We start from the raw sequence: 25,265 nt of genomic DNA on the forward strand, positions 1-25,265 counted from the left end.
GACGTAGACATCTCCACTAAGCCCGGAGGTCCTCCCTTCTCACAGCCAAACCGTCAACAACGTCCCTGCCGAGTACAGCTAGTCGCACGAGACTCGCGGGCGCTCCGGCGGTACCGCCGCCAACAACTTGCGGGTGTAGTCGTCCTGCGGCGACGCGAACAGTTCCGCGGCGGGACGGTACTCGACCGCGGCGCCGTCGCGCATCACCAGCACGTCGTGGCTGACCTGCTGCACGATCGCGAGGTCGTGCGCGATGAACAAGTACGTCAAGTCGAGGTCGCGCTGCAGCCCGGCCAGCAGGTCGAGTACCCGCGCCTGCACCGAGACATCCAGCGCCGCAGTGGCTTCGTCGAGGATCAGCAGCTCCGGCTCACCCGCCAGCGCACGGGCGATGCTCACCCGTTGGCGCTCACCCCCCGACAGTTCGTGGGGGTAACGCGAGGCGAATGACGCTGGCAGGCCGACCAGTTCGAGCAGTTCGGCCACCCTGGCCGCGCGGGCACGCCGGCCTTTCGCGAGGCGGTGCACAATCAGCGGTTCGCCGATCGCGGCGCCGACGCGGGCACGCGGGTTCACCGACGAGAACGGATCCTGGAACACCAGGCCGATCCGCCGGCGCAGCGCCTTCTCGGCAGAGCCGCGGACGCCGAAGACGTCGGCCCCGTCGAGCGTCGCGGTGCCGGCATCGGGCCCCAGCAACCCGGTGAGCGCTGCCGCCACGGTCGACTTGCCCGATCCCGACTCGCCGACCAGACCAAGCGTGGTGCCTCGCCGGATCTGAAACGACAACTCCTTGACGGCGTGCACGGTCGACGTGCCGACCGGCGTGCGGACCGCGAACCGCACGTCGAGGCCGTTGACGTCCAGCAGCACCGGCGCATCGGCCACCGCCGGCGGGCCGGGCCGCCCGATCAGCGGCCGGGCGGCGAGCAGTTCACGGGTGTACTCGTGCGCAGGACGCTCGAAGACGTCGGCGATCGGCGCCTGCTCGACGGCTTCGCCGCCGCGCAGCACCGTGACGTCGTCGGCCACCTGACCGATCACGCCGAGGTCGTGGCTGATCCACACCACCGCCGTGCCGAAGTCGCGTTGCAGGTCGGCCACCACCTCGACGATCTGGGCCTGGGTGGTGACGTCGAGCGCGGTCGTCGGTTCGTCGGCGATCAGCAGTACCGGATCGCACGCCATCGCGATCGCGATCATCACGCGCTGCTTCTGCCCGCCCGAGAGCTGATGCGGATAGGCGCGCAGCCGCGACGGCGGATCGGGCAGGCCGACCGCCTCCAACAACTCCAGGGCCCGGCCCCGTGCCTGCTGCCGGTTCATCCGGCGGTGCGTCTCGAGCGATTCGGTGATCTGCCGCTCGAGCGTCAACAGCGGGTTCAGCGACGTGCCCGGATCCTGGAACACGAAGCCGATCTGGCCGCCGTGTACGCTGCGCAGAATCCGGCTCGGTGCGCCGACGAGCTGCGTCCGGCCGGAATCCGTAGTGAGCGTGCTTGTTCCGGAAACGGTCGAGCCGGGGGCGTCGAGCAGCCCTGTCGCGGCTAGCACGGTCATCGACTTGCCTGAGCCCGATTCGCCGACGATGCCGAGTGTCTGTCCCCGGTGCACGTCGAACGAGACTCCGTGCACGATCGGGCGCCTGCCGACACCGACCCGCAGATCGCGCACGTTCAACACCGGTTCGCTCACTGCTTCCTCCGGGCCTCGATCATGGTGCGCTGTTTCGGGTCGAGGACGTCGCGCAGGCCGTCGCCGAGCAGGTTGAAGGCCAGTACGGCGACGAATATCGCGGCGCCGGGGAACACCGCCATCCACCACGCCATGGTCACGAAACCCTGGGAGTCGAAGATCATTCGGCCCAGCGACGGCTGCGGCGGTTGGATGCCCAACCCGAGGAACGACAGCGCCGCCTCCGAAAGGATTGCGAACGCCAGCGACAGCGAGGTCTGCACCACCAGTGGTCCGGCGATGTTCGGCAGAATGTGGCGGCCGAGGATGTACAGGTGGCCGGTGCCCATGCTGCGCGACACCGAGACGAACGGTTCGACACGCACGCTCATCGTGCTGGCCCGCGCGACGCGCGCGAAGATCGGCGTGTAGACGATGCCGATCGCCAGGATCGTCGTCGTCACCCCGGGCCCCAGGATCGCCACCACCGCCAACGCGAGCAACAGCACCGGGAACGCGAACATCACCTCGACAACGCGCATGAACACCGTGTCCAGCCAACCGCCGCGATAGCCCGAGACCACGCCGATCGCCACGCCCACCACCACGGCGAACGCCACGCTCACCACGGCGACGCGCATCGACGACTGCGTCGCCACCAGCACCCGGGAGAACACGTCGCGGCCCAGTTCGTCGGTGCCGAACCAGTGCGTGCCACTGGGTGCCTGCAGCGCATTCGGCACGTCGACGTCGTTGATCCCATACGGCGCAATCCAATTCGCGGTGACCGCGACGAACGCGATCACTATCAACAGACCGGCACTGACCACGGTGACCGGGTTGCCCAGCAGGAGTCGCAGCGACGACATCCTGCTGCCCTGCTCGGCGGGAGGGGTCATGAGAGCCGGATCCTCGGGTCGACGACGGCGTAGAGCACATCCACGATGAGGTTGACGAGCAGGAACAGCGCCGCGATGAGCAGCACCGTGCCCTGGATGACGGGATAGTCGCGCGCCGCGACCGCGTTGTAGACGAGTCGACCCAGTCCGGGCCAGGCGAACACCACTTCGACGACGATCACACCGGAAAGGATGGTGGCGAGTTGGATACCGGTGATGGTCAGTACGGGGATCAACGCGTTGCGCACGGTGTGGCGCAGCGTGACCACCCGCGGCGCAAGTCCTTTCGACCGCGCGGTGCGCACGTAGCCCATCGCCGCGACCTCCAGCACCGCCGAGCGCACATACCGCGTCATGATGGCCCCCGCGACCAGGCCGATGGTCACCGCGGGCAAGACCAAGTGGCGCAACCACCCGGTCGGGTCCTCGACCAGCGGCCGGTAGCCGGAGGTGGGCAGCCAGTGCAGTGTTGACGAGAACAAGGCGATCAGCAGAATGCCCATCCAGAAATCCGGGATCGAGACGCCGAACTGGCTGCCGATCCGCACGATCGCGTCGCTGAGCCTGCCCTCGTGCAGCGCCGACCAGATGCCAGCGGGAACGGCGATCAGCAGCGCGATCACGATGCCCACCGCGGCCAGCGACACCGTCGCGGGCAGGCGTTCGAGCAGGATCTCCGTCACCGGATCGCCGTTGCGGAAGCTGACGCCGAGATCGCCGGTCAACGCGGAACCGAGGTAGCCGAAGAACTGGCCGATGATCGGTCGGTCCAAGCCGCTCGCCGACCGCAGCGCCTCGTAGGCCTGCGGTGTGTAGCGCGTGCCTAGCGCGATGCGCACCGGGTCGCCCGGCACGAGGTGCACCAACGCGAAACTCACGACGAGCACCCCGAGCAGCACCACCGCCGAGTACGCCAACCGGCGCGCCAGGAACCGTGTGATCGGATGAGAAAGCAAGGCAGTCATGGCGTTTCGGCCTGGGCGAGGCTTGCCGTGCGGAACCGGACAGCGCCGTCGCGGCGGGCCTCGTATCCGGACAGGTTCGTCACCCAGGCCTGAATCACCGACGGGTTGTAGAGGTAGATGTAGCTCACCTGATCGGCGATGATCGTGGCGGCTCGGCGGTAGATGTCTTCGCGTGCTTCGCGATTCGTTTCCACCCGGCCGGCGTCGAGCAGGCGGTCCACCTCGGCGTTGGAGAACTTCTGGGCGTTGCTGGTGCCGTTGGTGTGGTGCTGGGCGTAGTAGAAGTCGTCCGGGTCGATGTTGCCGAGCCAGCCCATCATCAGCATGTCGAAGTGGCCGGAGTTCTGCTCGTCGAGCCAGGTGGCGAAGTCGACCGTGCGGATCTTGACCGTGATACCAAGCGGCGCAAGGTTGTCGGCGATCACCTGGGCCGCGGTGATGGTCTCGGGGTACTCGCTGGTGACCAGCATGTCGAGGTCGACGTCGCCGACACCCGCCTCGTCGAGCAGCCGGTTGGCGGTGTCGGGGTCGTAGCGGTAACGCGTGTACTCGGTGTACCAGGGGTTGCCCTCGGGAATCGCGAGTTGGTTCGCGACCGCGGTGCCGTAGCTGGTCGCCGCGACGATCGCGTCGCGGTCGATGCCGTAGGCGACGGCCCGGCGCGCCCGCACGTCGTCCCACGGCTTGTGGGCCTGGTTGAGCGCGAGATACCAGTAGTCGTTGCTCGGGGTCACCGCCAGGTGCAGCGTGTCGTCGTCGCGCAGCTGCGTCACCCGTTGGGTCGGGATGGAGTCGGTCCAGTCGATCTCACCGGCCTGCAACGCCGACAGCGCGGTCGACGGTTCGGAGATGAAGCGGAACGTCACCCCCGGCACCTTCGGTGGGCCACCCCAGTACGACGGGTTGGCCTTGAGCGTGATGGAGTCACCGCTCTTCTGGGACTGGAACGCGAACGGCCCCGTGCCGATCGGGTGGGTGGCGATCTGACCGCTCTCGACGTTGCGGCGCTGCACGATCGCCATGCCCTTGAAGCCGCCGATGTTGGTCAACAGGTTCGGCGTGGGGTGTTCGACGCGGATCACGACGGTCAGCGGATCGACGGCCTGCACGTCGGTGACGGCGCTGAACTTGTCGACGTTGGCCAGCTGTTCGTCGATGATGCGTCGATAGGAGAACACGACGTCGTCGGCGCTCAACGGGCTGCCGTCGTGGAATGTCACCCCGGGGCGGAGGTGAAACGTCCACGACAGCTGGTCGGGGCTGACGTCCCACGACTCGGCCAGCGCGGGCCGCATCTCGAGGTCGGCGTCCGGTTCGACGAGGGTGTCGAAGACGTTCTCGAGCACCTCGAAGGAGAAGTACGCACTGGTCTTGTGCGGGTCCAGTTGGTCGGGCTCGCCGGCGATGGCGGCGATGAGGTGGTTCGACGAGTCGCCGAGGTCGACCCGTTGCCCGGTGGAACACCCCGACACGGCGATGACGATGGCGCAAACCACTGCTAAGACCACTGCTGGGGCCACCGCCACCAGTCGTTTCATTGCCACCATCCCGACCCTCGTGCCGCGTCTTTACCCGTCGGCGCTGGTCGGCGAAACCCGGGACCGGGGAAAGCCGTGACGGGCCGATGTGCACACTGAAATACTCAGTACACCGCTGACGCCGGGAAAGGGACCACGTTGAGGAACACGATCACACGGACTCTGGGCGTGGCCGCGCTCGTTGTCGGCGTGCTGTTCGGCGCGCAGGGTATTGCGCACGGTCAGGGGGACGTCAAGTCGCCGGACACTCCCGAGGGGGTCTACAACGTCCGCATCGCCGGGCAGGCCGAAACCACCTGGGAGATCTACCCGATCTGCGTCCCGACCGTCGGCGACCTGCGCGAGCCCCTGATCCTTCCCGTCGGGTGTCGGCTGAAGGTCTTCCCGGCAGGCCGCGGCGGCGCCGAAGCCGTCCAGGTCGGCGGCCAGTGGACATTCGAGGCGAACCCCAATGACTCGTTCCGTAAATGCGCGGACGGCAGTAAGGCGCCCCAGACGATGATCTACTCCTTCAACGGGAGCACGCTCGCCGGCACCCTCAAGGTCATCCACGGCGCGGTATGCGGTGAGCAGCCCGCAATGGTCGAGATGCCGCTGACCCTGTCGTTCAAGGAGCCGCTGGGCACCCCCGTCACGCCGTATCCGCTGATCTGTGAGCCCGGCGGCCTGCGACGCTGCTTCTAGGTGCCCGACAACCCGTCGATCGGCCGGGCAGCCGGCCATGGCCTCCGCCCCACTCGACGGTCCCGACTGCCGCTTCTCAACGGCAAGGCCGTCGACCTCACCGGTCCGGGGATCACCGACCGATGGGGCGTCACCTGCACCGATCTCGGCGCCTCGGCGATCGCGCCGAACGGCAAGCTGGTGTCGGTCTTCGGCGACACGTTCTCGGGTCGAAAGGTAGGGGAGGGTGATTGGCGCTCGCCGGTCGTGTTGATCGGCACCGGCGACGCCGACCATGAGATCGTCTACGAGCGCGCAGGCGGCAGCGATCCCGACTACGCGAGGCAGCTGTGGCACTACGTGCACGACGATGCGGCCACCGGTTGGCGGCGCAGCGGCATCAGCACCGTGATCCCGTCGGACTTACTGACCGTCGGCGATTCGATGTACCTGCACGTGATCGTCAACCGCGGCTTCGGCACGGTCGTCCGGACGGAGATCTGGCGCTCGCCCGACAGCGGTGTCACCTGGACGCACTTGGGCGAGAAGGCCAAGTTCCCCGCCGACCTGCACGGCGGGCACGCACAGTGCTGGGCATGGGATTTCGATCCTGACGACGGCTGGGTTTACGTGGCGGCCACCGGCTTTCAGCGCGACAAGGGCATCGTCTTGATGCGGATGCGTCCCGAACACATCGGGGACCGGACCCGCTATCAGGGTTGGGGCTTCAGGCGTGGCCGGTGGACGTGGGGAACTTCCGCGACACCCGTCACGCCCGCCGGTGAGAGGTGGGGCGAGCTGGCGTTTCGTCGGATCGGGCCGGACAAGTGGGTGCTGGGTGGCTTTCTCGCGTCGAAATATGCACTCGGCTACCGGGTGGTGGCCTCGCCCGTGGCGAACATGCACACCACGCCGATCCAGATGCCGGTCGTCGGATCGGCGTGGGACGAAGAGGACCATTTCGGCAGCCGTGTCGCCCAGCTCTACGGCGGCTACCTGCTGCCAGGGTCGCGCTTCGACATCGACGGCGGCGTCGGCCTGGTGGTGTCACAGTGGAACACCGCGACCGGCTGGCCCTATCGCGCAATGCAATTCAAAGCCGGGCTCCGGGACACCTCCGGTCGAGCGCGAGCAGACGCAGATGGCCCCGAAAACCTTTGATTTCGAGGCCATTTGCGTCTGTTCGCGACTGAAACGCCACGCGCGCACCTAGGGTGTAGGCCGTGGCCGAGTGGAAGGGGACCGTCGAGCTGTGGTGAAGGAAGCTGGCGCCAAACGCGTAGTGGTCTGGGGCACCGGTTTCGTGGGCAAGATGGTGATCCCCGAAATCGTCGCGCACCCGTTGTTCGAATTGGCCGGTGTCGGGGTGAGCGACCCGGAGAAAGTGGGCCGCGACGTCGGCGAGATCTGCGGTCTGGGGGCTCCGCTCGGGATCACCGCGACCGACGACGTCGACGCGTTGATCGCCTTGAAACCCGATGCGTTGGTGCATTACGGTCCGACGGCCAACCACGCCGAGGACAACATCGCGCTGATCACCCGTTTCCTGCGGGCCGGAATCGATGTCTGCTCGACCGCGATGACGCCGTGGATCTGGCCGACCATGCACCTGAACCCGCCGAATTGGATCGAGCCCGTCACCGCGGCGTGCGAGCTCGGCGAGTCGTCGTGCTTCACCACCGGCATCGACCCCGGGTTCGCCAACGACCTGTTCCCGATGACACTGATGGGCCTGTGCTCGCAGGTGCACAAGGTGCGCGCCTCGGAGTTGCTCGACTACACCAACTACTCCGGCGACTACGACCGCGAGATGGGCATCGGCAAGCCGCCCGAGTACCGGCCGCTGCTGGAGAATCCCGATATCCTCGTGTTCGCCTGGGGCGCAACGGTTCCGATGATTGCGCACGCAGCGGGCATCATGCTCGACGAGATCACCACGACATGGGACAAGTGGGTGACGCCGACCGAACGCAAAACCGCCAAGGGAACCATCGCGCCCGGCAACGTCGCCGCCGTGCGGTTCACGATCAATGGCGTGTACCGGGGCGAGACCCGGATCCAACTCGAGCATGTGAACCGGATCGGCAGCGACGCGGCGCCCGACTGGCCCTCGGGCAACGAGAACGACGTGTACCGCGTCGACATCGAGGGCACTCCCAGCATCTTCCAGGAGACCGCGTTCCGGTTCACCGACGGCTCCGGGCGCGATGCGGCCGCGGCCGGTTGCCTGGCGACAGGCCTGCGCGCGCTCAACGCGGTGCCCGCGGTCAACGAACTGTCGCCGGGCTGGGTGACGGCGCTCGACCTACCGTTGATTCCCGGTGCAGGCACCATCCGGTGAAGTAACGCCAACCCGATCTGCTGAGATGGAACCCAATGGGGTTTTTCATCGAGACGAGGAGTGATGGCTGACGGGGTCGGGCTGTCGGTTGGCGCCACCAACCTGGCGGCCGTCGTGCTGGGCCGGTCCGCGCTGACGCGGTCGCCGGTGTTGACGCGTTTCGCACACCGGCCCCCGGAGGTCGGCGTGCCTGAGGAGAACCGCAACCTCAACGAGCGTGGCCTCATCCTGACCGATTTCGTGGACCGCGTCGGCGATCCGGTCGGCATCGTCGCCGCCGACGGGTCGAGTCACCGCGCCGATGCCGTGCTCGCGGACGCGCTGCGGGCGATGCTGTACGCGCTCGGGGGTGGGCGCCGGCCGGTCGGCCCGGTGGCGGTGACGCATCCGGCACATTGGCGGCGCGCCTCGGTCGACGCGCTGCGGGGCGCGCTGGCCGCGATCCCCGAGTTCCACCGTCCGCAGCCTGCGCCCGTCGTCTCCGACAGTGTCGCGGCGCTGACCGCGCTGCAGAACGAGCCTGGCCTGCCCGCGCGCGGCGTCATCGCGCTCTGCGATTTCGGCGGCACCGGCACCAGCATCACCCTGGTCGACGCCGGCAACGGGTACTCGCCCGTCGCCGACACCGTGCGTCATCCCGAACTGTCCGGTGACCTGGTGGACCAGGCACTGCTGACCCACGTCCTCGAAGACCTGGCCAGGGCCGGCACCATCGACCTGTCCGGCACCTCGGCGATCGGATCGCTGTCGCGGTTGCGCGCGCAGTGCCGCGGCGCCAAGGAGCGGCTGTCCACCGCGGCGTTCACCACGCTGGTGGCCGACCTGCCCGGGCACCGAAGCGACGTGCGACTGACCCGCACCGAACTCGACGAGCTGCTGCGCGTACCGGTCACCGCGTTCGCCGACGTGCTTCAGGACACGTTGGAGCGCAACGATGTTCGGGAACTTGCGGCGGTCGCATCGGTAGGCGGCGGGGCGCGGATCCCGGTCGTGACCACGACGCTGTCGGAGCGATTCCGGGTGCCGGTCATCACGACGGCCCAGCCCGAGTTGACCGCGGCGGTGGGCGGCGGGCTGGCGGCCGTCCGGGGCACCGTCGAAGAGGGCATGACCGCGATGGCCGCGGCGCCCGGGGCGGCCGCTGCGGCCGGCGCGGCGACCGCCATGGCGCCCGAGGCCGATGCGGCGGCCGACGAGATGTCGCCGCAGTCGAGCACCTTCGGCGCGTTGGCGTGGTCGGACGCCGACGACGTGCCCGAGGTGGCGGCCACCGACCCGTACGACTATGCGTCGGAGCCCGCGGGCGCCGGCGGCGTGCGACCACAGCTGCAGTTCGGCGACGAGTCCTGGGACGACCTGCCGCCTCGACGAACGCCGTGGTACCGAAACCCGGCCGTTCCGCTCGCTGCGGGCGTCCTCGTGGTGCTGGCTGCGCTGGCGGCCGCGGTGTTCTGGGTGATGAAAGGCGACGAGACCGCTCCCATGCCGGCATCGACCACAGCGCCTCCCGTCACGGCCACGCCGCGACCCGCGACGCCGCCGCCTGGTTCTGCCGAACCGGGACCTGCGACGCAGGCGCCGCCGCAGACCGTCTACCAGCCGCCTCCGCCGCAGACGCGGACCATCACCGAGGCGCCGCCGTCACCCGAGCCGCCGCCGACGTCCGCGCCGCCACCGACCACGTCCGCGCCCCCACCACCTACGTCCGCGCCGCCACCGACCACGCAGCCGCCACCGCCGACGACGCAGCCGCCACCGACGACGCAGCCGCCGGCGTGGACCCCAACCGCGCCGTATCCGACCATCCCGGGACTGCCCTGGGTGCCGGCCCCGCAACTGCCCGGGCAACCCGCGCCGTAGCTCCACCGGCCAATGGGCTACCCGACGAGCCGCGGTCAGTGGGCCCTGGGTCGTTTCGTCAACACCAGGTGCGCCATCGGAATCTGGGTCTTCTCGGGCGCCGCGGCGAGCCGGGCCGCAACGCCCGCCTCGAGACGGTCGAAGATCTCCGCCGACCTCGGCTCGGTGCCACCGTCGAGTGCACTCACCAGCGTCGGGAACACCGCGGCCCGGCAAAAGGACGCCCACTGCGCTCCGAAAGCGTCTGCGTTGCCGTCGACTTGGTACTGCTGCCAGAAGCGGTCCCCGGCGTCGAAGACCTCGAGGTGCTCGATCTCGAGTTGTTCGAAGCGGCCTTTCGGCGCGAACGGCGCCAGGAAGTCCGACTCACTGCGGCCGACGATCGGGATGCCCATCCGGTACACCTCGTCGGTGCTCAACAGCCGATCGGCGGCGAGCTCGTCGATCGTGTCGACCAATGCGCCGAGCACCGGGCGGTATCCGGACTCGCCGTCGTCGTCGACCGCCGTCGTCATCACCACCAGACGACCGCCGCGACGCAACTCGCGGCCGCGAAACGCGATGAACTCCTGCCAGTCCTGGGCGGCCTGCCTGGCATAGGCGGCGCGCACGCTCTCGTCGCGGCTGTACGCGACGTGGACATGATCGGGGATCGGCGCCGGGACACGGCTGAGCCAATGCACCGCCCACGAACTCCAACCCAGATTGACGCTGCTGGACGGCATGATCTGCGAGTAGAACGACCGACCGATCGCCGAGGCGAAGGTCGCCGCGTCCTTGCTCAGATAGGTATCCGGATCCTCGGCGAGCGTCCGGAACAATGCGGTGAAGTCATTCTCCGGGACGTCGGTGTGCACGACGAGCGTGGAGTGGTCGGTGCGGGTCCGCTTGCGCAGCACCGCTATTGCCGCGCAGATCGGCAGCAGCGAGTTGTGACCGGTGGAGGCGCCGTAGTCGGCGATGACGAACGGCTGCGGAAGGCGCGGGACCGGCACCGCGGCGGCGGCTTCCTCGAAGAGCTTGATCGCGGCCTGCAGTCCGGCGGCCTGCAGCCGCGAGCCGGCGGTGTAGGACCCGCTCTCCATCGGCTCGGGCCGCACGACGATGCTGGACTCGGGCAACGCGACCTCCCGGACGTGGCGGACAACTGATTCGGTCGCTTACGACGGTAGTCCCCGTTCGGAATTGACGCCGCCGAAGGTGTCGACTGATCCCATCAAGGCCACCGCACGCGGCCCGGCCGTGTCACACTCGGGCCATGAGCGGAAGGGTCGCCCCGCGCATCGCTGTCGTCGTCTCCGTGCTGACCCTGCTGGTGTCCGTCGTCGGGTTCATCGTCACGCTGGTACTCAACGCGTTCGTGCTCGACGAGTTCGACGCATACGGTGAGGTGCCGATCCCGGGAACGGGCAGCATCGAGTTGCCGGCCGGCGAGGTGACCGTCAGCTTCCACACCATGATCACCGGTCAGCCGACGAGCGGCTTCCCCATCCCCGAGATCAGCATCGACATCGAGTCGCCCGATGGCGTCGCCGACCCGGTGGTGACCGAAAACATCGGCGGGACAACAACAGTCAACAGTGACACGCACGTGCGGGTGTGGCTGATCGAGGTGGCCGAAGCGGGCACCTACCGCGTCGCGACGGACGGCGATGTGGCCGGGTACATCAACCCTCGGCTGGCTTTCGGCCACGGCAGTGCCTACAGCTGGCTGCTCTGGGTGTTCGGCGGCCTGATCGCGCTCGGGGTGCTCGAACTCATCGCCGCCATGGTCTGGTCGGCGCGCGCCGGCAAGGCGGCGCGACCGCTTGCGCCGCACGAGATGCTCAGCGCCGACGGACCGCCGACGCTGCATGCGGTGTCGACACCGACCTCCGGCTATCAGCCGAACGACCAAGGGGTGCGGCTCGAGCAGTTGAAGCAGCTGGCCGCACTTAGGGATTCGGGTGCGCTCACCGAGGCGGAGTTCCAGGCCGAGAAGCGCCGCATCCTCGAGGACTAGGGCCCCCGGCCAGCGAGGGGACCACTGGCCCGAGCCGATAGGCAGCTCAGCTGCCGCGGGCCACCCACTCGTCGTAGTGCACGATCTCGTCGCCGATGGTGGTGGAATCGCCGTGGCCGGTGTAGACGACGGTATCGCCGGGCAACTTGCCGAGCCGGCCCGAGATCGACTCGAGGATGGTCGGGAAGTCCGAGAAGGAACGCCCCGTCGCACCAGGCCCGCCCTGAAACAAGGTGTCACCGGAGAACACCGCATTCAACTCGGGCGCATGCCAGCACACCGACCCGGGCGAGTGGCCAGGGGTGTGCAGAGCGCGCAACTCGGTGCCGGCCACCCGCAGGGTGTCACCGTCGGCCGCGGTGCGAAAGTCGCTGTCGGGATGCGTCATTCGCCACAGCACATCGTCAGCCGGATGCAACAGCACCGGGGCGTCAAGCGCCTGGCCGAGTTCGGGCGCGACGGTCACGTGATCGTTGTGCCCGTGCGTGCAGACGACCGCCACGACGTGTCTGCCGCCGACGGCGTTGACGATCGGGCCCGCGTCGTGTGCCGCGTCGAACACCACCACCTCGGAGTCGTCGCCGACGACCCAGATGTTGTTGTCGACTTCCCAACTACCGCCGTCGAGTTCGAAGGTGCCGTGGGTGACCACCCGCCCGATCGGCCCGCCGTTCACAGGATCACCACCGAACGCAGCACGGAGCCGCCGTGCATCTTGTGGAAAGCCTCCTCGACGTCGTCGATGCCGATGCGTTCGGTGACGAACCGCTCCAGCGGCAGCCGCCCCTGCAGGTAGAGGCTGATCAAGGTGGGGAAGTCCCGTTCGGGTAGACAATCGCCGTACCACGACGACTTGAGTGAGCCTCCACGGGAGAAAAAGTCGATCAGCGGCAGCTCCAGCGTCATGTCCGGCGTCGGAACACCCACCAGCACAACGGTTCCCGCCAGGTCGCGGGCGTAGAACGCCTGCTTCCAGGTCTCCGGTCGGCCGACCGCGTCGATCACCACGTCGGCGCCGAAGCCGTCGGTGAGGTCCTGAATTGTCTGCACCGGGTCCAGTTCACGCGCGTTCACGGTGTGGGTGGCGCCGAAATCGCGGGCCCAGTCGAGCTTCTTGTTGTCGGTGTCGACGGCGATGATGCGCTTGGCGCCGACCAGTCGCGCACCGGCGATCGCCGCATCGCCGACGCCGCCGCAGCCGATGACCGCGACGGTGTCGTCGCGGCCCACCGCGCCGGTGTTGACCGCCGCACCCAGACCGGCCATCACGCCGCAGCCCAGCAGTCCGGCCACCGCGGGGTCGGCCTCGGGGTCGACCTTGGTGCACTGGCCCTCGTGCACCAGAGTCTTCTCGGCGAACGCGCCGATGCCCAGAGCAGGCGTCAACTCCGTGCCGTCGGTGAGAGTCATCTTCTGCGCGGCGTTGTGGGTGTCGAAGCACAGATGCGGACGGCCGCGCTTGCAGGCCCGGCACTGGCCGCACACGGCGCGCCAGTTCAGGATCACGAAGTCGCCGGGTTCGACGTTGGTCACACCGGTGCCGACCGATTCGACGGTCCCGGCCGCCTCGTGTCCGAGCAGGAACGGGAACTCGTCGTTGATCCCGCCCTCGCGATACGTCAGGTCGGTATGGCACACCCCGCACGCGGTGACGTCGACCACCACCTCGCCCGGACCGGGGTCGGGAATCACGACGTCCACGACCTCTACTGGCTCGCCCTTCTTGCGTGAGATCACACCGCGCACCGTCTGGCTCATGCGTCCAACCTAATGGGTGACTCCCGGATGTCCGGATCGGGCCGAGGTCCCGATCGTGGCGTGACGCCGTGCTGACGAATCGGTGCATTGAACCGACGTGGCGCGCCTACCGTTGATCGGATTATGACCACACTCGACAACAACACCATCGCCGACTCCACCGAAGAATTCGCCGGGCGGATGGTCGACGCGATCGACAGCGCGAGCCTCGCCATCCTGTTGTCCATCGGACACCAGACCTCGTTGTGGGACACGCTGGCCGGGCTACCGCCGGCAACCAGCGCCCAAATCGCCGACGCCGCCGGGCTCAACGAACGCTACGTACGCGAATGGCTCGGCGGAGTCGTCGCATCTCGGGTCGTCGACTACGACGCCGCGACGGACACCTACACGCTGCCGCGCCACCGCGCCGCGGTGCTCACCCGGGCCGCCGGCCCGGACAACCTCGCGCGGGTGGCGCAGTTCATCCCGTTGCTGGCCGAGGTCGAACAGAAGATCATCGGCTGCTTCCGAACCGGCGGCGGGCTGTCCTACAGCGAGTATCCGCGTTTTCACACGCTGATGGCCGAGGAGAGCGGTGAGGTGTTCGACGCCGCGCTCGTCGACGTCATCCTGCCGATGGCCGACGGGCTTCCGCAGTTGTTGCGTGAAGGTGCCGACGTAGCCGACATCGGCTGCGGCAGTGGGCATGCCATCAACGTGATGGCGCAGGCCTTCCCGGCGAGCCGGTTCACCGGAGTCGACTTCTCCGACGAGGGGCTGGGCGTCGGGCGCGCGGAGGCGGCTCGGCTCGGCCTGACCAACGCCACCTTCGTCGCCGCCGACGTGGCCGAACTCGACATGCCCGAAAGCTACGACCTGATCACGGTTTTCGACGCCATTCACGACCAGGCCGCTCCGGCTGCGGTGCTGGCGAACATCCACCGCGCGCTACGGCCCGGCGGCACCCTGCTCATGGTCGACATCAAGGCGTCGAGCCGGCTGGAGGACAACGTCGGCGAGCCGTTCTCCACGTACCTCTACACCGTCTCGACGATGCACTGTATGAGCGTGTCACTCGGCCTCGACGGCGCCGGGCTGGGCACCTGCTGGGGTCACCAACTCGCCACGTCGATGCTCGCCGACGCGGGGTTCGACGACGTCCAGATGCGCGAGATCGAGTCGGATCCGATCAACAACTACTACATCGCGCGGAAATCGTGACGCGCCAGCGGCTTCCGCAGCTCGACGGCCGCTTGTTCATCACCGACGGTGGGCTGGAAACGGAGCTCGTCTTCCACGATGGACTGGACCTGCCGGCGTTTGCGGCGTTCCCGTTGGTCGAGAAGCCGCAGTCGCGCGCGCGGCTGCGCCGGTACTACGAGGGGTATGTCGCGATTGCGCGCGAGCACCGGGCCGGTTTCGTGGTGGAGACCGCGACGTGGCGCGCGAACCCCGACTGGGCTGACCAACTGGGCTACTCGGCGGACCGTCTCGATGCGGTCAATCGCGCCGCGGTGGCGCTGGCTGAGGAAGTCCGCGCGCACGCGGTGGCCGACGGCATCACCGCGGTGGTGAGTGGATGCGTCGGCCCGCGCGGCGACGGCTACGACCCGGGCGAGGCGATGACTGTCGACGAGGCCGAGCGATACCACGCCGTTCAGATCGGCACGTTCGCCGATACCTCGGCCGACCAGGTCACCGCGATCACGATGACCAACGCCGAAGAGGCGATCGGCATCGTGCGGGCCGCGACGGCGGCGGGGATACCCGCGGCGGTGTCGTTCACGGTGGAGACCGATGGACGGCTGCCGACGGGAGAATCGCTGCACGAGGCGATCGGCCGGGTCGACGCCGAGACCAGCCGCGCGGCAGCGTACTTCATGGTCAACTGCGCGCACCCGACGCATTTCGCGCATGCACTCGATCACGACGGGGCGTGGCGGCAGCGGTTGCTTGGGTTGCGCGCGAACGCATCGGCAAAGAGTCATGCCGAACTCGATGAGGCCACCGAACTCGACGAGGGTGACCCGGACGACCTCGCGGCCCGACATGCCGCGTTGCGGGAACGGTTGCCCGCCGTCACCGTGCTGGGTGGATGCTGCGGCACCGACGCGCGGCACGTGGCCGCGATCGCCGCGGCGTGGGTGGCACGACCCGCCGGTTAAGCTCCGCTGTGATGAGCGCGCTCGATGCCGTAGCGGACTGGCCCGTTTCCAATGCCGCCGCCGCCGTGGTGGGCCCGTCGGGCGTGCTGGCCGAGCACGGCGAGGTACGACACCGGTTCGCGTTGGCGTCGGTCACCAAGCTGCTGGCCGCCCGCGCGGTGCAGGTCGGTGTCGAAGAGGGTGCGGTCGACCTCGACACCGAGGCGGGGCCGCCGGGCGCCACCGTCCGTCATCTGCTCGCGCACGCGTCCGGTTACTCCATGCACTCGGAAAAGACGATGTCCGAGCCGGGCACGCGCCGCGTCTACTCCAACTACGGGTTCGGGGTGCTCGCCGAGACGCTCGAGAAGGCCACCGGGATCGAATTCGGGCGGTATCTGACCGAAGCGGTGTTCGAACCGCTCGCGATGGCCGACAGTGCACTCGACGGGGGAGCGGCCGCCGCGGGGTACGGCGCGACGTCGACGGTTGCCGATCTGGCGGCGTTCGCCGGCGACCTGCTGCGGCCGGTCACGGTGTCGGCGCAGCTGCACGCCGAGGCGATCTCGGTGCAGTTCGGCGGCCTGGACGGTGTGTTACCGGGCTTCGGCGTGCAGCGGCCCAACGACTGGGGGTTGGGCTTCGAGATCCGCGACGGCAAGTCACGGCACTGGACGGGCACCGGGAACTCGGGCCGCACTTTCGGGCATTTTGGCCAGTCAGGGACGTTTTTGTGGGTCGATCCGCAGGCCGATCTGGCGCTGGTCGTGCTGACCGACCGGGATTTCGGGGACTGGGCGTACGAGCCGTGGCGGGAGTTGTCTGACGAAGTCCTGAGAGAATTCGGCACAGACTAGCGCAACAGGCGTCTCACAGGGCACAATAGACACGCACGACACAGCTGTAATTCGGATCCGCGAGGCCGCTTGGGGAAGACGTCCCTCGTGGAGCCGAAGGAGCAGCTATGCGTGCGTCGAACCAGTTCGCCGACGCGACGACGGGCGTGGTCTACATCCACGCCTCGCCCGCCGCGGTGTGCCCGCATGTCGAGTGGGCGCTGTCGTCGACCCTTCAGGCGAGAGCAAACCTCAAGTGGACTCCCCAGCCGGCCATGCCGGGACAGCTGCGCGCGGTCACCAACTGGGTGGGTCCGGTGGGTACCGGCGCCGCGCTGGCCAGTGCGCTGCGCTCGTGGTCGGTGCTGCGGTTCGAGGTGACCGAGGATCCCAGCCCCGGCCTCGACGGCCACCGCTGGTGTCACACGCCTCAGCTCGGGTTGTGGAGCGGGTCGATGAGCGCCAACGGAGACGTCGTGGTCGGTGAGATGCGGCTGCGGGCGCTGATGGCTTCCGGCGCCGACACGCTGGCCGCCGAGCTGGACTCGGTGCTGGGCACCGCGTGGGATGAGGCGCTCGAGCCGTACCGGGACGGCGGTGCGGGCGCGGAGGTGAGCTGGCTGAGCCGCGGAGTCGGGTAAGTCTGCTTCAGCCGCCGAGCGTGCGCTCAGATCGAAAAGTCGGCGGATTTTTCGATCTGGTTTCACGTTCGGCGCGGCGTCACATTCGGCTCGCGCCAGGAGGCCGGGGCGTCAGGATGCTCAGCGCGGCGGGCACGGCCGTCACCTCGACCGGTAGCGGGCACACGTACTCGCCGTCGGCATAAGCGTTGATGCCGGGCGAGTCGACCGTGATCGTCTTCGCCCGCGCTGTGCGAACCTCATCGAGAGCCACGTGCGTGCCCTTGAAAACGGTGGGGAACAGCCGGATCAGCCTGGTGCGCGAAGCCGAGGCAACCATCGTCACGTCGAGTTGACCGTCGGTGGGGTCGGCGTTGGGGCAGATGCGCATGCCGCCGCCGTAGCTGCGGGTGTTGCCGAAGGCGGCCAGCGTCAACTCCGTCGTCACCTCCTCGCCGTCGAACGTCAGCCGAAAAGGCAACAGCCGCAACTTCGACAGCTCGGCCACCATCGCGAGGTTGTATCGCATCCGGCCGTGCGGCCAACGCATCCGGTTGGTGCGGTCGGTGACCAGCGAATCGAAGCCTGCGGCCATCACCGTGCCGAACCACTTGTCGGTGCCGTCCGCGCCGCGGATGCGCCCCAGGTCGATCGTTGCGGCGCTCCCGTCGACCACCACGTCGGCCGCGGCCTCGGGATCGCATGTGGGGATTCTGAACTCGCGCGCATGATCGTTGCCAGTGCCCGCCGGAATGATGCCGAGCGGAATCTCGGTCTGCGCCAACACCTGCAGCGCAAGCGAGACGATGCCGTCACCGCCGACGACGACAAGCGCATCCATACCGCGTTCGAGTGCACCCTCGACGAGTCGCCGCGCATGCTCGGCGTCGGTGCCTGCGATCGCGACGACGTCCACGCCGCGCCGATGAAACTGTGCGACAGCGCGTTCGGCCGCGTGCGGCGAGCTGCCGTGCCCCGATGCGGGGTTGGTCAGCATCGTGACGCGACCCTGAATCGTCATGGAATCAGCTTGCCGGGGTTGAGGATTCCAGCCGGGTCGAGCTTGTCCTTGACGGCTCGCAGGATCTCGACGCCGAGGTCCCCGATTTCGTCACGCATCCACGGCCGGTGGTCGGCGCCGACCGCGTGGTGGTGGGTGATGGTCGCCCCGGTGCGCATCATCGCATCCGATGCGGCGGCCTTCGCCTTACGCCACTGCTCGATCGGATTACCCCGCTGCCCCGCGACGACGGTGAAGTACAGCGACGCGCCGGTGGGATACACATGCGAAATGTGGCACAGCACCAGCGCGGGTGTGCCGGATTCGGCCAGCGCGTTCGTCAACGCTTCGGTGACGGCCACTTTCAGCGCCGGCACGTTCGACCAGTTCGTCGCGGTTTCCAGCGTTTCACACAGCGCGCCCGCAGACAGCAGCGCGTCACGCAGATACGGCGCCCCGAACCGGCCGTGCTCCCAGGCCCGCGCGGGTTCCTCGCCGAGCGACGTGCCGCCGGCGGCCTCCAACACCGCGCGCGTCTCCGAATGCCTGCTGGCGACGTGCGCTTCGGTGCCCTCGAACACCGTGATCGCCAAACAGCCTCCGGTGAGCTGCTTCTCGCCGATGCTCTCGGTGGTCGCAAGGTTCACCCCGGTCTCGGCCTCGTCGGACAGCCGGATCACCGTCGGACCGGTGCCGGTCTGGACGACGGCGCGCAGCGCGTCGGCGCCGGTGGCGAAATCCGGAAACGACCACGCCTCGTAACGTGTCGCAGTAGGGACCGGGTGGACCCGCACCCGCACGCGGGTGATGACGCCCAGCACGCCCTCCGAACCGATGAGCAGCTGCCGCAGATCGGGTCCAGCCGCCGACTCCGGGGCGCGCCCGAGGTCCAGCACGCCGACCGGCGTCACCGCCCGCAGGCCACGGACCATGTCGTTGAACCGCCCGTAGCCCGCGGAGTCCTGACCCGACGATCGGGTCGCAGCGAAGCCGCCGATGGTGGCGAACTGGAAACTCTGCGGAAAGTGGCCGAGGGAGAAGCCGCGTTCGCCCAGCAGGCGTTCGGCGTCGGGTCCCGTCATCCCCGCGCCGAGTCCGGCTTCTCCGGACACCTCGTCGAGGAAGTGGAGTTGGTTCAGGCGGCGCAGATCCAGCGAGACCACCGCGCTGAAATCGCCGCGGAGGGGGTCCAGGCCGCCGACGACGCTGGTGCCGCCGCCGAACGGGACGACGGCGATCCGGTGGTCACTGCAGAAGTGCAGGATTGCGGCGACCTCTTCTTCGCTGCCCGGTAGCAGCACGGCGTCGGGTGCTTCCTGTACGCCGGTGTCTTTGCGGCGCAACAGATCCAGCGTGGACTTGCCGCCCGCCCGCAGCAGCCGGCCCTGGTCGTCGACCCGGCAGTAGTCCGACCCGACGATGCCCGTCAGCGCATCGCGGTCAGCGTCGGACAGCGACGACGGCCGCACCCGGACATCGTCGGCCCGCAGTTCGGGCATCGCGGAGTCCTGCACGCCGAGCGCTTGTTCGAGCAGAGCGCGGATGCCGTCGGACAGTGGTTTGGCCTCCGCTGGGTCGCCCCACGCGTTCCACTTCATCGGTGGCAGCAGTGCGGTCTGTTGGGCATCCGGACTCGTCATGAGTTACAGTATTACACATGTCGTCAATCCGTAACTCTGAAAAGAGTATCGAGGAGCGGATCCTCGACGCCGCGGCGGCGTGCATCCTCGCCTACGGCGTCGAACGGACGACCATGACGGAGATCGCGCGGCGTGCGCGGGTCAGCCGGCCCACCATCTACCGGCGTTGGCCCGACACCCGCTCGGTGACCGCCGAACTCCTGACGGCCCGGATCACCGGTGTGCTGGAGGCCATCCCGGATCGTGGTGCCGGGCGCGAGGCGATGGTCGACCGTGTCGTGCTCGTCGCGGATCGTCTGCAGAATGACGAGATCGTTCAGTCGGTCATCCGCAACGCCCCGAGCCTGGCGATGGTCTACATCGCCGAACGCCTCGGTACCAGCCAGCAGATTCTGATCGACGCACTGGCCGACGCGATCAAGGCGGGCCAGGCCGACGGCAGCGTCCGGCCGGGTGACCCACGCCAGATCGGCGCCATGTGCCTGCTCATCACGCAGTCCACCATCCAGTCGGCGCAGATGGTCGAAAAGCTGTTGGACCGCGATTCGCTCAACGTCGAATTGGCCCGCGCCCTGAACGGATACCTCGCACCGTGAGCGCCTCAACGGCGTTGAACGCCGCGCGCCGCACTGCCGAACTGGCGGCACTCGCCGACGGGGAGCGCGTCGATGTCCTGGTGATCGGCGGCGGTATCACCGGCGCCGGCATCGCGCTGGACGCCGCCACCCGCGGGCTGAGCGTCGCGCTGGTGGAAAAGCACGACCTGGCGTTCGGCACCAGCCGGTGGAGCTCGAAGCTGGTGCACGGCGGGCTGCGATACCTGGCGACGGGCAATGTCGGCATCGCTCGGCGCAGCGCCGTCGAACGCGGAATCCTCATGACCCGCAACGCCCCTCATCTCGTCAAGGCCATGCCGCAGCTGGTTCCGCTGCTTCCGTCGATGAATGCGGCGTCGCGTGCGCTGGTGCGCGTCGGCTTCGCGGCCGGCGACGGCCTGCGCAAACTGGCGGGCACACCGGCTTCGGCGCTGCCCCGATCGCGGCGGATCGATGCGCGCCGCGCCGTCGAACTGGCGCCCACGGTGCGGCGCGACGGCCTCGACGGTGCGTTGCTCGCATACGACGGGCAGTTGATCGACGACGCCCGCCTGGTCACCGCCGTGGCGCGCACCGCCGCGCAGCACGGCGCCCGCGTCCTGACACGCGTCGCGGCGTCGTCGGCCACCGGTACCTCGGTGACGCTGACCGACCAGCTCACCGGCGAGTCCTTCGACGTCACCGTGCGCGCGGTGATCAACGCCTCCGGGGTGTGGGCAGGGCAGGTGGACCCGTCGATCAAGCTGCGGCCCAGCCGCGGAACGCATCTGGTGTTCGATGCGGCAGCGTTCGGTAACCCCGTTGCGGCGCTGACGATCCCGATCCCCGGCGAGATAAACCGCTTCGTGTTCGCTATGCCCGAGCAGTTGGGTCGGGTTTACCTCGGGCTGACCGACGAGGACGCGCCGGGGCCCATACCCGATGTGCCGCAACCCTCGCCGGACGAAATCTCGTTCCTGCTGGACACCGTGAACACCGCGTTGGACGTGGCATTGACGCCGTCGGATGTGATCGGCGCCTACGCGGGCCTGCGACCGCTCATCGACACCGGTAGCGGCCGCACGGCCGACGTGTCGCGCGATCACGCGGTGGTGGAATCACCGTCGGGCGTCATCAGCGTCATCGGCGGCAAGCTCACCGAATACCGGCACATGGCCGAGGATGTGCTCGACCAGTCCATCGCTTTGCGGGGCCTGACAGCGTCGCGCTGCCGCACCCGCAATCTGCCGCTGGTCGGCGCGCCGTCGAATCCTGTTGCCACCCTTCGTCATCCACCGGAGATGCCGGGCTCGTTGCTCTCACGCTTCGGTGCAGAGGCACCGAACGTGATCGCGGCGGCGAGTTGCGATCGGCCGACCGAACCCGTCGCCGAGGGAATCGACGTGATCCGCGCGGAGTTCGAGTACGCGGTGACCTACGAGGGCGCGTTGACCGTCGACGACATAGTCGACCGCCGCACCCGCATCGGCCTGGTGGAGTCTGACCGGGAACGGGTCGTGGGCGTCGCGCAGGAAATGCTGGCGAAATCTCAACTTTGACCACGCCCGGCACTGGTCGGTGGTCGCCGAGCGGATTCACTTGCCCGGAGTCACCACCGCATCCCGCACCGCCGACGACGTATGCCGTTGCCAGAGCGCTTGAACCGGAACGTGCAGCACGGGTACCAGGTCGACGACCGTCACCCGACCGCCCATCGCCGGCCCCGCGGGTGCCGTGACGAACCCGACCGCCCCGGTGGTCAGCGGCGCCGCGACGGTGGCGGCTCCTTGCACACGACTGACGACATAGCCCGGTTCGAAACCCGCTCGTCGGCACGCGCTCATCAGAAAATCGCTGTAATAGGAGGCACCCGGAGGGGCCCAGAGCGCAATCCGTTCCGATACGAGGTCGTGAATGTCCACTTTCCGGCGGGTCGCGAGCCGATGGTCGGCGGGAACGGCCACGCGGACGCGGTCGTAGCCGATCACCGCGCCTGCCAGGTTGCTCGGCGGCACGACACCGCGGCGCAGGCCGAGGTGTACCGAGCCGTCGAGCACCTCGGCGACCAGGACATCGGGAAACATCTGCCGGAAGGTGAACGACGTTTCGGCGAACGCCGCGATCGCAGACTCCATCAGCGTGTAGACCTCGGCGCCGCTCAACGCCGGAGTGTGGCCCACAACGAAGACCGCCTCGGTGTCCGCCGCGGCGCGGTGCACGTGGTCGGCGACGGTGTGCGCGGCGGCGAGTAGCGTCTGGCCCTCCGCGAGCAGCAACCGACCGGCGCGTGTGAGCGATACCTGCCGCCCGACCCGCTCGAAAAGCTTTGCGTCCAGCTCCTTTTCCAGCTGTTGTACCGAACTGCTCAACGCTTGCTGACTGAGATGCAACGCTTCGGCGGCGCGGGTGAACCCGCCGGCGTCGGCGACGGCGATGAAGTGTCGCAGACGGCGAAGGTCTGGAATGGCGCGTGCCATGCGAACAGCCTATCCACAACTGTTGTTTGTCAATAGTGCGGATTTATGCGTTTCTGATTTGTCGGTTTTCTCGCTACGGTCGCCATTATGAGCAACCTCGCAGGCAAGTCAGCAATCGTCGCCGCCGGAGCGAAGAATCTCGGCGGCCTGATCAGCACCACGCTGGGAGAACGCGGCGTCAATGTGGCGGTCCACTACAACAGCCCCGCCACCGAGTCCGATGCCGACAAGACCGTCGCCCAGGTCGAAGGATCGGGCGTCAAGGCCATCAAGGTCCAGGGTGACCTGACGGTTCCGGGCAACGTCGAGAATCTGTTCGACGCGGCGATCGACGCCTTCGGCAGCGTGGACATCGCGGTCAACACCGTCGGCAAAGTATTGCGCAAGCCCATCGTGGAAACGACTGAAGACGAATACGATTCGATGTTCGACATCAACTCCAAGGCCGCGTACTTCTTCTTGCAACAGGCAGGCCGCAAGCTCGCCGACGGTGGATCCGTGACCACCATCGTCACCGCACTGCTCGCGGCGTTCACCGACGGTTATTCGACGTACGCCGGAGCCAAGAGCCCGGTCGAACACTTCACCCGGGCGGCCGCCAAGGAGTTCATGTCGCGCGGCATCAACGTCAACAACGTCGGGCCCGGCCCGATGGACACGCCCTTCTTCTACGGGCAGGAGACGCCCGAGCGCGTCGAGTTCCACAAGTCGCAGGCCATGGGTGGCCGGCTCACCTACATCGAGGACATCGCGCCGTTCGTGGTGTTCCTCGCCGATGAGGGCCACTGGATCACCGGGCAGACGATTTTCGCCAACGGCGGCTACACCACCCGCTGACTACAGCGGGATGTTCTTGTGGCGGCCGCGGCGCGCCGGCGCCTCGGCTAGCGCCTGCGTCAGCTTCGACCGGGTGTGCGCCGGATCGATCTTCTCGTCGACGACGCCGATGTCGATCGCGGAATCGACTCCGCCGGCGATCTTCTCGTGCTCGGCGGCCAACTGCTCGTGCAACGCCTCGCGCTCGTCCTCCGGAGCAGCGGCCAACTTCTTCTTGTGCAGGATGCCGACCGCAGCCTTGGCGCCCATGACCGCGACCTCGGCGTCGGGCCAGGCGTACACCTTCGTCGCGCCCAGGGACCGCGAGTTCATCGCAATGTAGGCACCGCCGTAGATCTTCCGCGTCACCAGCGTGACGCGCGGGACCGAGCACTCGCCGAATGCGTGCAGCAGCTTGGCCCCGCGCCGCACGACGCCGCCCCACTCCTGATCCACGCCGGGCAGGTACCCGGGGACGTCGACGATGTTGACGATCGGAATGCCGAACGCGTCGCACAGCCGAACGAATCTCGCTGCCTTTTCCGCACTTTCGGAGTTCAAGCAGCCGCCGAGGCGCAGCGGGTTGTTCGCGATGACGCCGACGGTGCGACCGGACAACCGACCCAGCCCGATGACGATCGACGGGGCCCACTTGCCCTGAAACTCCTCGAACGGCACACCTTCGTCCAACAGGGCTTCGACGAGCGGGTGCACGTCGTATGCGCGGCGCGCCGATTCCGGCAGCAGCGCGTGCAGGTCGGTGTCACCGGCCTCGGCCTTGGCGCGGTCGAAATGGCCCTGCTGGCAGAACAATCCGACCAACCGACGGCCGCGCTCGTAGGCGTCGAGTTCGTCGTCGGCGACGATGTGGCATACGCCGGACTTCTTGTGGTGGGTGTCCGGCCCACCCAAGCTCGCCATGTCGACGTCCTCGCCGGTCACACTGCGGACCACGTCGGGACCGGTGACGAAGACCCGGCTTTCGGGCGCCATCACGATCACGTCGGTCAGCGCCGGACCGTAGGCCGCGCCGCCGGCGGCGAAGCCGACGACGACCGAGATCTGCGGAACGTATCCGGACGCCCGGATCATCGCCTCGAACACCAAACCGACCGCGTGCAGCGCCTTTACGCCCTCCGCGAGCCGCGCGCCACCCGAATGCCAGATCCCGACGATCGGGCTCTGCTCCTCGATGGCCTGGTCGTAGGCGTTGACGATGTGGGCACAGCCCTCGACGCCCATGGCCCCACCCATGACGGTGCCGTCCGTGCAGAACGCGATTGTGCGCACGCCGTTGACGGTTCCGGCCGCGGCGAGCACGCCCGAGCGGTCCCGCTCGTGCAGCAGCTCGACGCTGCCGTCGTCGAAGAAGGTGCTCAGCCGCAGCAGCGGGTCGCGGGGATCCAGCGATTCGCCGACTGCCTCGGGGGCCATGGTCGTCATCTAAAACCTCCTGTAGCGCAGGATCCTTCGGG

23 protein-coding genes are annotated in these 25,265 nt (G+C 68.2%); 12 read left to right on the forward strand and 11 right to left on the reverse strand.

The features are described 5' to 3' along the window. Positions 1-78: 78 nt before the first annotated feature. The 4 genes from AU188_RS06525 to AU188_RS06540 are packed head-to-tail and all read right to left on the reverse strand — an operon-like array spanning position 79 to position 5,076. On the reverse strand, positions 79-1,695 hold the full coding sequence (locus AU188_RS06525; protein WP_059162935.1) for a dipeptide ABC transporter ATP-binding protein: 1,617 nt from the start codon (positions 1,693-1,695) through the stop codon (positions 79-81). Continuing rightward, the gene (locus AU188_RS06530) at positions 1,692-2,573 is read right to left on the reverse strand and encodes an ABC transporter permease (RefSeq protein ID WP_059162936.1); all 882 of its coding nucleotides are present in this window, start codon (positions 2,571-2,573) and stop codon (positions 1,692-1,694) included. Before AU188_RS06530 ends, AU188_RS06525 begins: the two co-directional genes overlap by 4 nt. Then, entirely contained in the window at positions 2,570-3,538 is a 969-nt protein-coding gene (locus AU188_RS06535; RefSeq protein ID WP_059162937.1) for an ABC transporter permease, read from the reverse strand. Before AU188_RS06535 ends, AU188_RS06530 begins: the two co-directional genes overlap by 4 nt. After that, positions 3,535-5,076: an ABC transporter substrate-binding protein gene (locus AU188_RS06540; protein ID WP_059163039.1), complete on the reverse strand. Its 1,542-nt coding sequence runs from the start codon at positions 5,074-5,076 to the stop codon at positions 3,535-3,537. Before AU188_RS06540 ends, AU188_RS06535 begins: the two co-directional genes overlap by 4 nt. A 168-nt stretch (positions 5,077-5,244) precedes the next feature. On the opposite strand from AU188_RS06540, the gene AU188_RS06545 reads away from it, so the two are divergent. The 4 genes from AU188_RS06545 (at position 5,245) to AU188_RS06560 (ending at position 9,940) form a co-directional block, all read left to right on the forward strand. Further along, positions 5,245-5,760 carry a hypothetical protein gene (locus tag AU188_RS06545; RefSeq protein ID WP_286137333.1) on the forward strand — a complete coding sequence of 172 codons (516 nt, stop codon included), beginning with the start codon at positions 5,245-5,247 and terminating at the stop codon, positions 5,758-5,760. Between the two features lie 66 nt (positions 5,761-5,826). Continuing rightward, a complete protein-coding gene (locus AU188_RS06550) occupies positions 5,827-6,900 on the forward strand; it encodes a glycoside hydrolase family 183 protein (protein ID WP_059163040.1) in 1,074 nt (357 codons plus the stop codon). Between the two features lie 94 nt (positions 6,901-6,994). After that, positions 6,995-8,080, forward strand: coding sequence for an NAD(P)H-dependent amine dehydrogenase family protein (locus AU188_RS06555; RefSeq protein ID WP_082686529.1), 1,086 nt, complete (start codon positions 6,995-6,997; stop codon positions 8,078-8,080). A gap of 63 nt (positions 8,081-8,143) precedes the next feature. Then, on the forward strand, positions 8,144-9,940 hold the full coding sequence (locus AU188_RS06560; protein WP_059162939.1) for an Hsp70 family protein: 1,797 nt from the start codon (positions 8,144-8,146) through the stop codon (positions 9,938-9,940). 35 nt (positions 9,941-9,975) lie between these two features. Here AU188_RS06560 and AU188_RS06565 read toward each other — a convergent pair whose 3' ends face one another. Beyond that, positions 9,976-11,061: a class I SAM-dependent methyltransferase gene (locus AU188_RS06565; RefSeq protein ID WP_059162940.1), complete on the reverse strand. Its 1,086-nt coding sequence runs from the start codon at positions 11,059-11,061 to the stop codon at positions 9,976-9,978. Positions 11,062-11,198: 137 nt separating this feature from the next. On the opposite strand from AU188_RS06565, the gene AU188_RS06570 reads away from it, so the two are divergent. Beyond that, the gene (locus AU188_RS06570) at positions 11,199-11,942 is read left to right on the forward strand and encodes an SHOCT domain-containing protein (RefSeq protein WP_059162941.1); all 744 of its coding nucleotides are present in this window, start codon (positions 11,199-11,201) and stop codon (positions 11,940-11,942) included. A 46-nt stretch (positions 11,943-11,988) separates the two neighbouring features. On the opposite strand, the gene AU188_RS06575 is transcribed toward AU188_RS06570, so the two are convergent. Then, complete coding sequence (locus tag AU188_RS06575) at positions 11,989-12,618, reverse strand: MBL fold metallo-hydrolase (RefSeq protein WP_059162942.1); 630 nt, start codon at positions 12,616-12,618, stop codon at positions 11,989-11,991. Beyond that, entirely contained in the window at positions 12,615-13,700 is a 1,086-nt protein-coding gene (locus AU188_RS06580) for an S-(hydroxymethyl)mycothiol dehydrogenase (protein WP_059162943.1), read from the reverse strand. Before AU188_RS06580 ends, AU188_RS06575 begins: the two co-directional genes overlap by 4 nt. A gap of 123 nt (positions 13,701-13,823) precedes the next feature. On the opposite strand from AU188_RS06580, the gene AU188_RS06585 reads away from it, so the two are divergent. The 4 genes from AU188_RS06585 (at position 13,824) to AU188_RS06600 (ending at position 17,303) form a co-directional block, all read left to right on the forward strand. Next, positions 13,824-14,903, forward strand: a complete 1,080-nt coding sequence (locus AU188_RS06585; protein WP_059162944.1) for a class I SAM-dependent methyltransferase — start codon at positions 13,824-13,826, stop codon at positions 14,901-14,903. Beyond that, on the forward strand, positions 14,900-15,847 hold the full coding sequence (locus AU188_RS06590; RefSeq protein ID WP_059162945.1) for a homocysteine S-methyltransferase family protein: 948 nt from the start codon (positions 14,900-14,902) through the stop codon (positions 15,845-15,847). The genes AU188_RS06585 and AU188_RS06590 overlap by 4 nt, the downstream gene beginning before the upstream one ends. An 11-nt stretch (positions 15,848-15,858) precedes the next feature. Continuing rightward, positions 15,859-16,683, forward strand: a complete 825-nt coding sequence (locus tag AU188_RS06595; protein ID WP_059162946.1) for a serine hydrolase domain-containing protein — start codon at positions 15,859-15,861, stop codon at positions 16,681-16,683. Between the two features lie 107 nt (positions 16,684-16,790). Continuing rightward, positions 16,791-17,303: a DUF3145 domain-containing protein gene (locus tag AU188_RS06600; RefSeq protein WP_059162947.1), complete on the forward strand. Its 513-nt coding sequence runs from the start codon at positions 16,791-16,793 to the stop codon at positions 17,301-17,303. Positions 17,304-17,382: 79 nt separating this feature from the next. Here the strand turns inward: AU188_RS06600 and AU188_RS06605 are convergent, their stop codons facing one another. Both AU188_RS06605 and AU188_RS06610 read right to left on the reverse strand, forming a co-directional pair. After that, the gene (locus AU188_RS06605; RefSeq protein WP_059162948.1) at positions 17,383-18,303 is read right to left on the reverse strand and encodes a diacylglycerol kinase; all 921 of its coding nucleotides are present in this window, start codon (positions 18,301-18,303) and stop codon (positions 17,383-17,385) included. After that, positions 18,300-19,880: an FAD-binding oxidoreductase gene (locus tag AU188_RS06610; protein WP_059163042.1), complete on the reverse strand. Its 1,581-nt coding sequence runs from the start codon at positions 19,878-19,880 to the stop codon at positions 18,300-18,302. Before AU188_RS06610 ends, AU188_RS06605 begins: the two co-directional genes overlap by 4 nt. A 59-nt stretch (positions 19,881-19,939) precedes the next feature. Here AU188_RS06610 and AU188_RS06615 point away from each other — a divergent pair, with 59 nt between their 5' ends. Then, complete coding sequence (locus tag AU188_RS06615; protein ID WP_059162949.1) at positions 19,940-20,518, forward strand: TetR/AcrR family transcriptional regulator; 579 nt, start codon at positions 19,940-19,942, stop codon at positions 20,516-20,518. Next, the gene (locus AU188_RS06620; RefSeq protein ID WP_059162950.1) at positions 20,515-22,056 is read left to right on the forward strand and encodes a glycerol-3-phosphate dehydrogenase/oxidase; all 1,542 of its coding nucleotides are present in this window, start codon (positions 20,515-20,517) and stop codon (positions 22,054-22,056) included. The genes AU188_RS06615 and AU188_RS06620 overlap by 4 nt, the downstream gene beginning before the upstream one ends. Before the next feature lie 36 nt (positions 22,057-22,092). Here the strand turns inward: AU188_RS06620 and AU188_RS06625 are convergent, their stop codons facing one another. Then, positions 22,093-22,974, reverse strand: a complete 882-nt coding sequence (locus AU188_RS06625; RefSeq protein ID WP_059162951.1) for a LysR family transcriptional regulator — start codon at positions 22,972-22,974, stop codon at positions 22,093-22,095. An 87-nt stretch (positions 22,975-23,061) separates the two neighbouring features. On the opposite strand from AU188_RS06625, the gene AU188_RS06630 reads away from it, so the two are divergent. Continuing rightward, on the forward strand, positions 23,062-23,811 hold the full coding sequence (locus AU188_RS06630; RefSeq protein WP_059162952.1) for an SDR family oxidoreductase: 750 nt from the start codon (positions 23,062-23,064) through the stop codon (positions 23,809-23,811). Here the strand turns inward: AU188_RS06630 and AU188_RS06635 are convergent, their stop codons facing one another. Then, positions 23,812-25,233, reverse strand: a complete 1,422-nt coding sequence (locus AU188_RS06635) for an acyl-CoA carboxylase subunit beta (protein ID WP_059098846.1) — start codon at positions 25,231-25,233, stop codon at positions 23,812-23,814. It lies immediately after the preceding gene. Between the last annotated feature and the right edge of the window lie 32 nt (positions 25,234-25,265).

The organism is Mycobacterium sp. IS-3022 (assembly GCF_001500065.1).
In the GTDB taxonomy this organism is placed as follows: domain Bacteria; phylum Actinomycetota; class Actinomycetes; order Mycobacteriales; family Mycobacteriaceae; genus Mycobacterium.

Coding starts and splice junctions, on each gene's coding strand:
- AU188_RS06530 (WP_059162936.1), bottom strand. CDS start 2,573: ATGACCCCTCCCGCCGAGCAGGGCAGCAGGATGTCGTCGCTGCGACTC.
- AU188_RS06535 (WP_059162937.1), bottom strand. CDS start 3,538: ATGACTGCCTTGCTTTCTCATCCGATCACACGGTTCCTGGCGCGCCGG.
- AU188_RS06540 (WP_059163039.1), bottom strand. CDS start 5,076: ATGAAACGACTGGTGGCGGTGGCCCCAGCAGTGGTCTTAGCAGTGGTT.
- AU188_RS06560 (WP_059162939.1), top strand. CDS start 8,144: ATGGCTGACGGGGTCGGGCTGTCGGTTGGCGCCACCAACCTGGCGGCC.
- AU188_RS06570 (WP_059162941.1), top strand. CDS start 11,199: ATGAGCGGAAGGGTCGCCCCGCGCATCGCTGTCGTCGTCTCCGTGCTG.
- AU188_RS06580 (WP_059162943.1), bottom strand. CDS start 13,700: ATGAGCCAGACGGTGCGCGGTGTGATCTCACGCAAGAAGGGCGAGCCA.
- AU188_RS06585 (WP_059162944.1), top strand. CDS start 13,824: ATGACCACACTCGACAACAACACCATCGCCGACTCCACCGAAGAATTC.
- AU188_RS06595 (WP_059162946.1), top strand. CDS start 15,859: ATGAGCGCGCTCGATGCCGTAGCGGACTGGCCCGTTTCCAATGCCGCC.
- AU188_RS06600 (WP_059162947.1), top strand. CDS start 16,791: ATGCGTGCGTCGAACCAGTTCGCCGACGCGACGACGGGCGTGGTCTAC.
- AU188_RS06605 (WP_059162948.1), bottom strand. CDS start 18,303: ATGACGATTCAGGGTCGCGTCACGATGCTGACCAACCCCGCATCGGGG.
- AU188_RS06610 (WP_059163042.1), bottom strand. CDS start 19,880: ATGAAGTGGAACGCGTGGGGCGACCCAGCGGAGGCCAAACCACTGTCC.
- AU188_RS06615 (WP_059162949.1), top strand. CDS start 19,940: ATGTCGTCAATCCGTAACTCTGAAAAGAGTATCGAGGAGCGGATCCTC.
- AU188_RS06625 (WP_059162951.1), bottom strand. CDS start 22,974: ATGGCACGCGCCATTCCAGACCTTCGCCGTCTGCGACACTTCATCGCC.
- AU188_RS06630 (WP_059162952.1), top strand. CDS start 23,062: ATGAGCAACCTCGCAGGCAAGTCAGCAATCGTCGCCGCCGGAGCGAAG.
- AU188_RS06635 (WP_059098846.1), bottom strand. CDS start 25,233: ATGACGACCATGGCCCCCGAGGCAGTCGGCGAATCGCTGGATCCCCGC.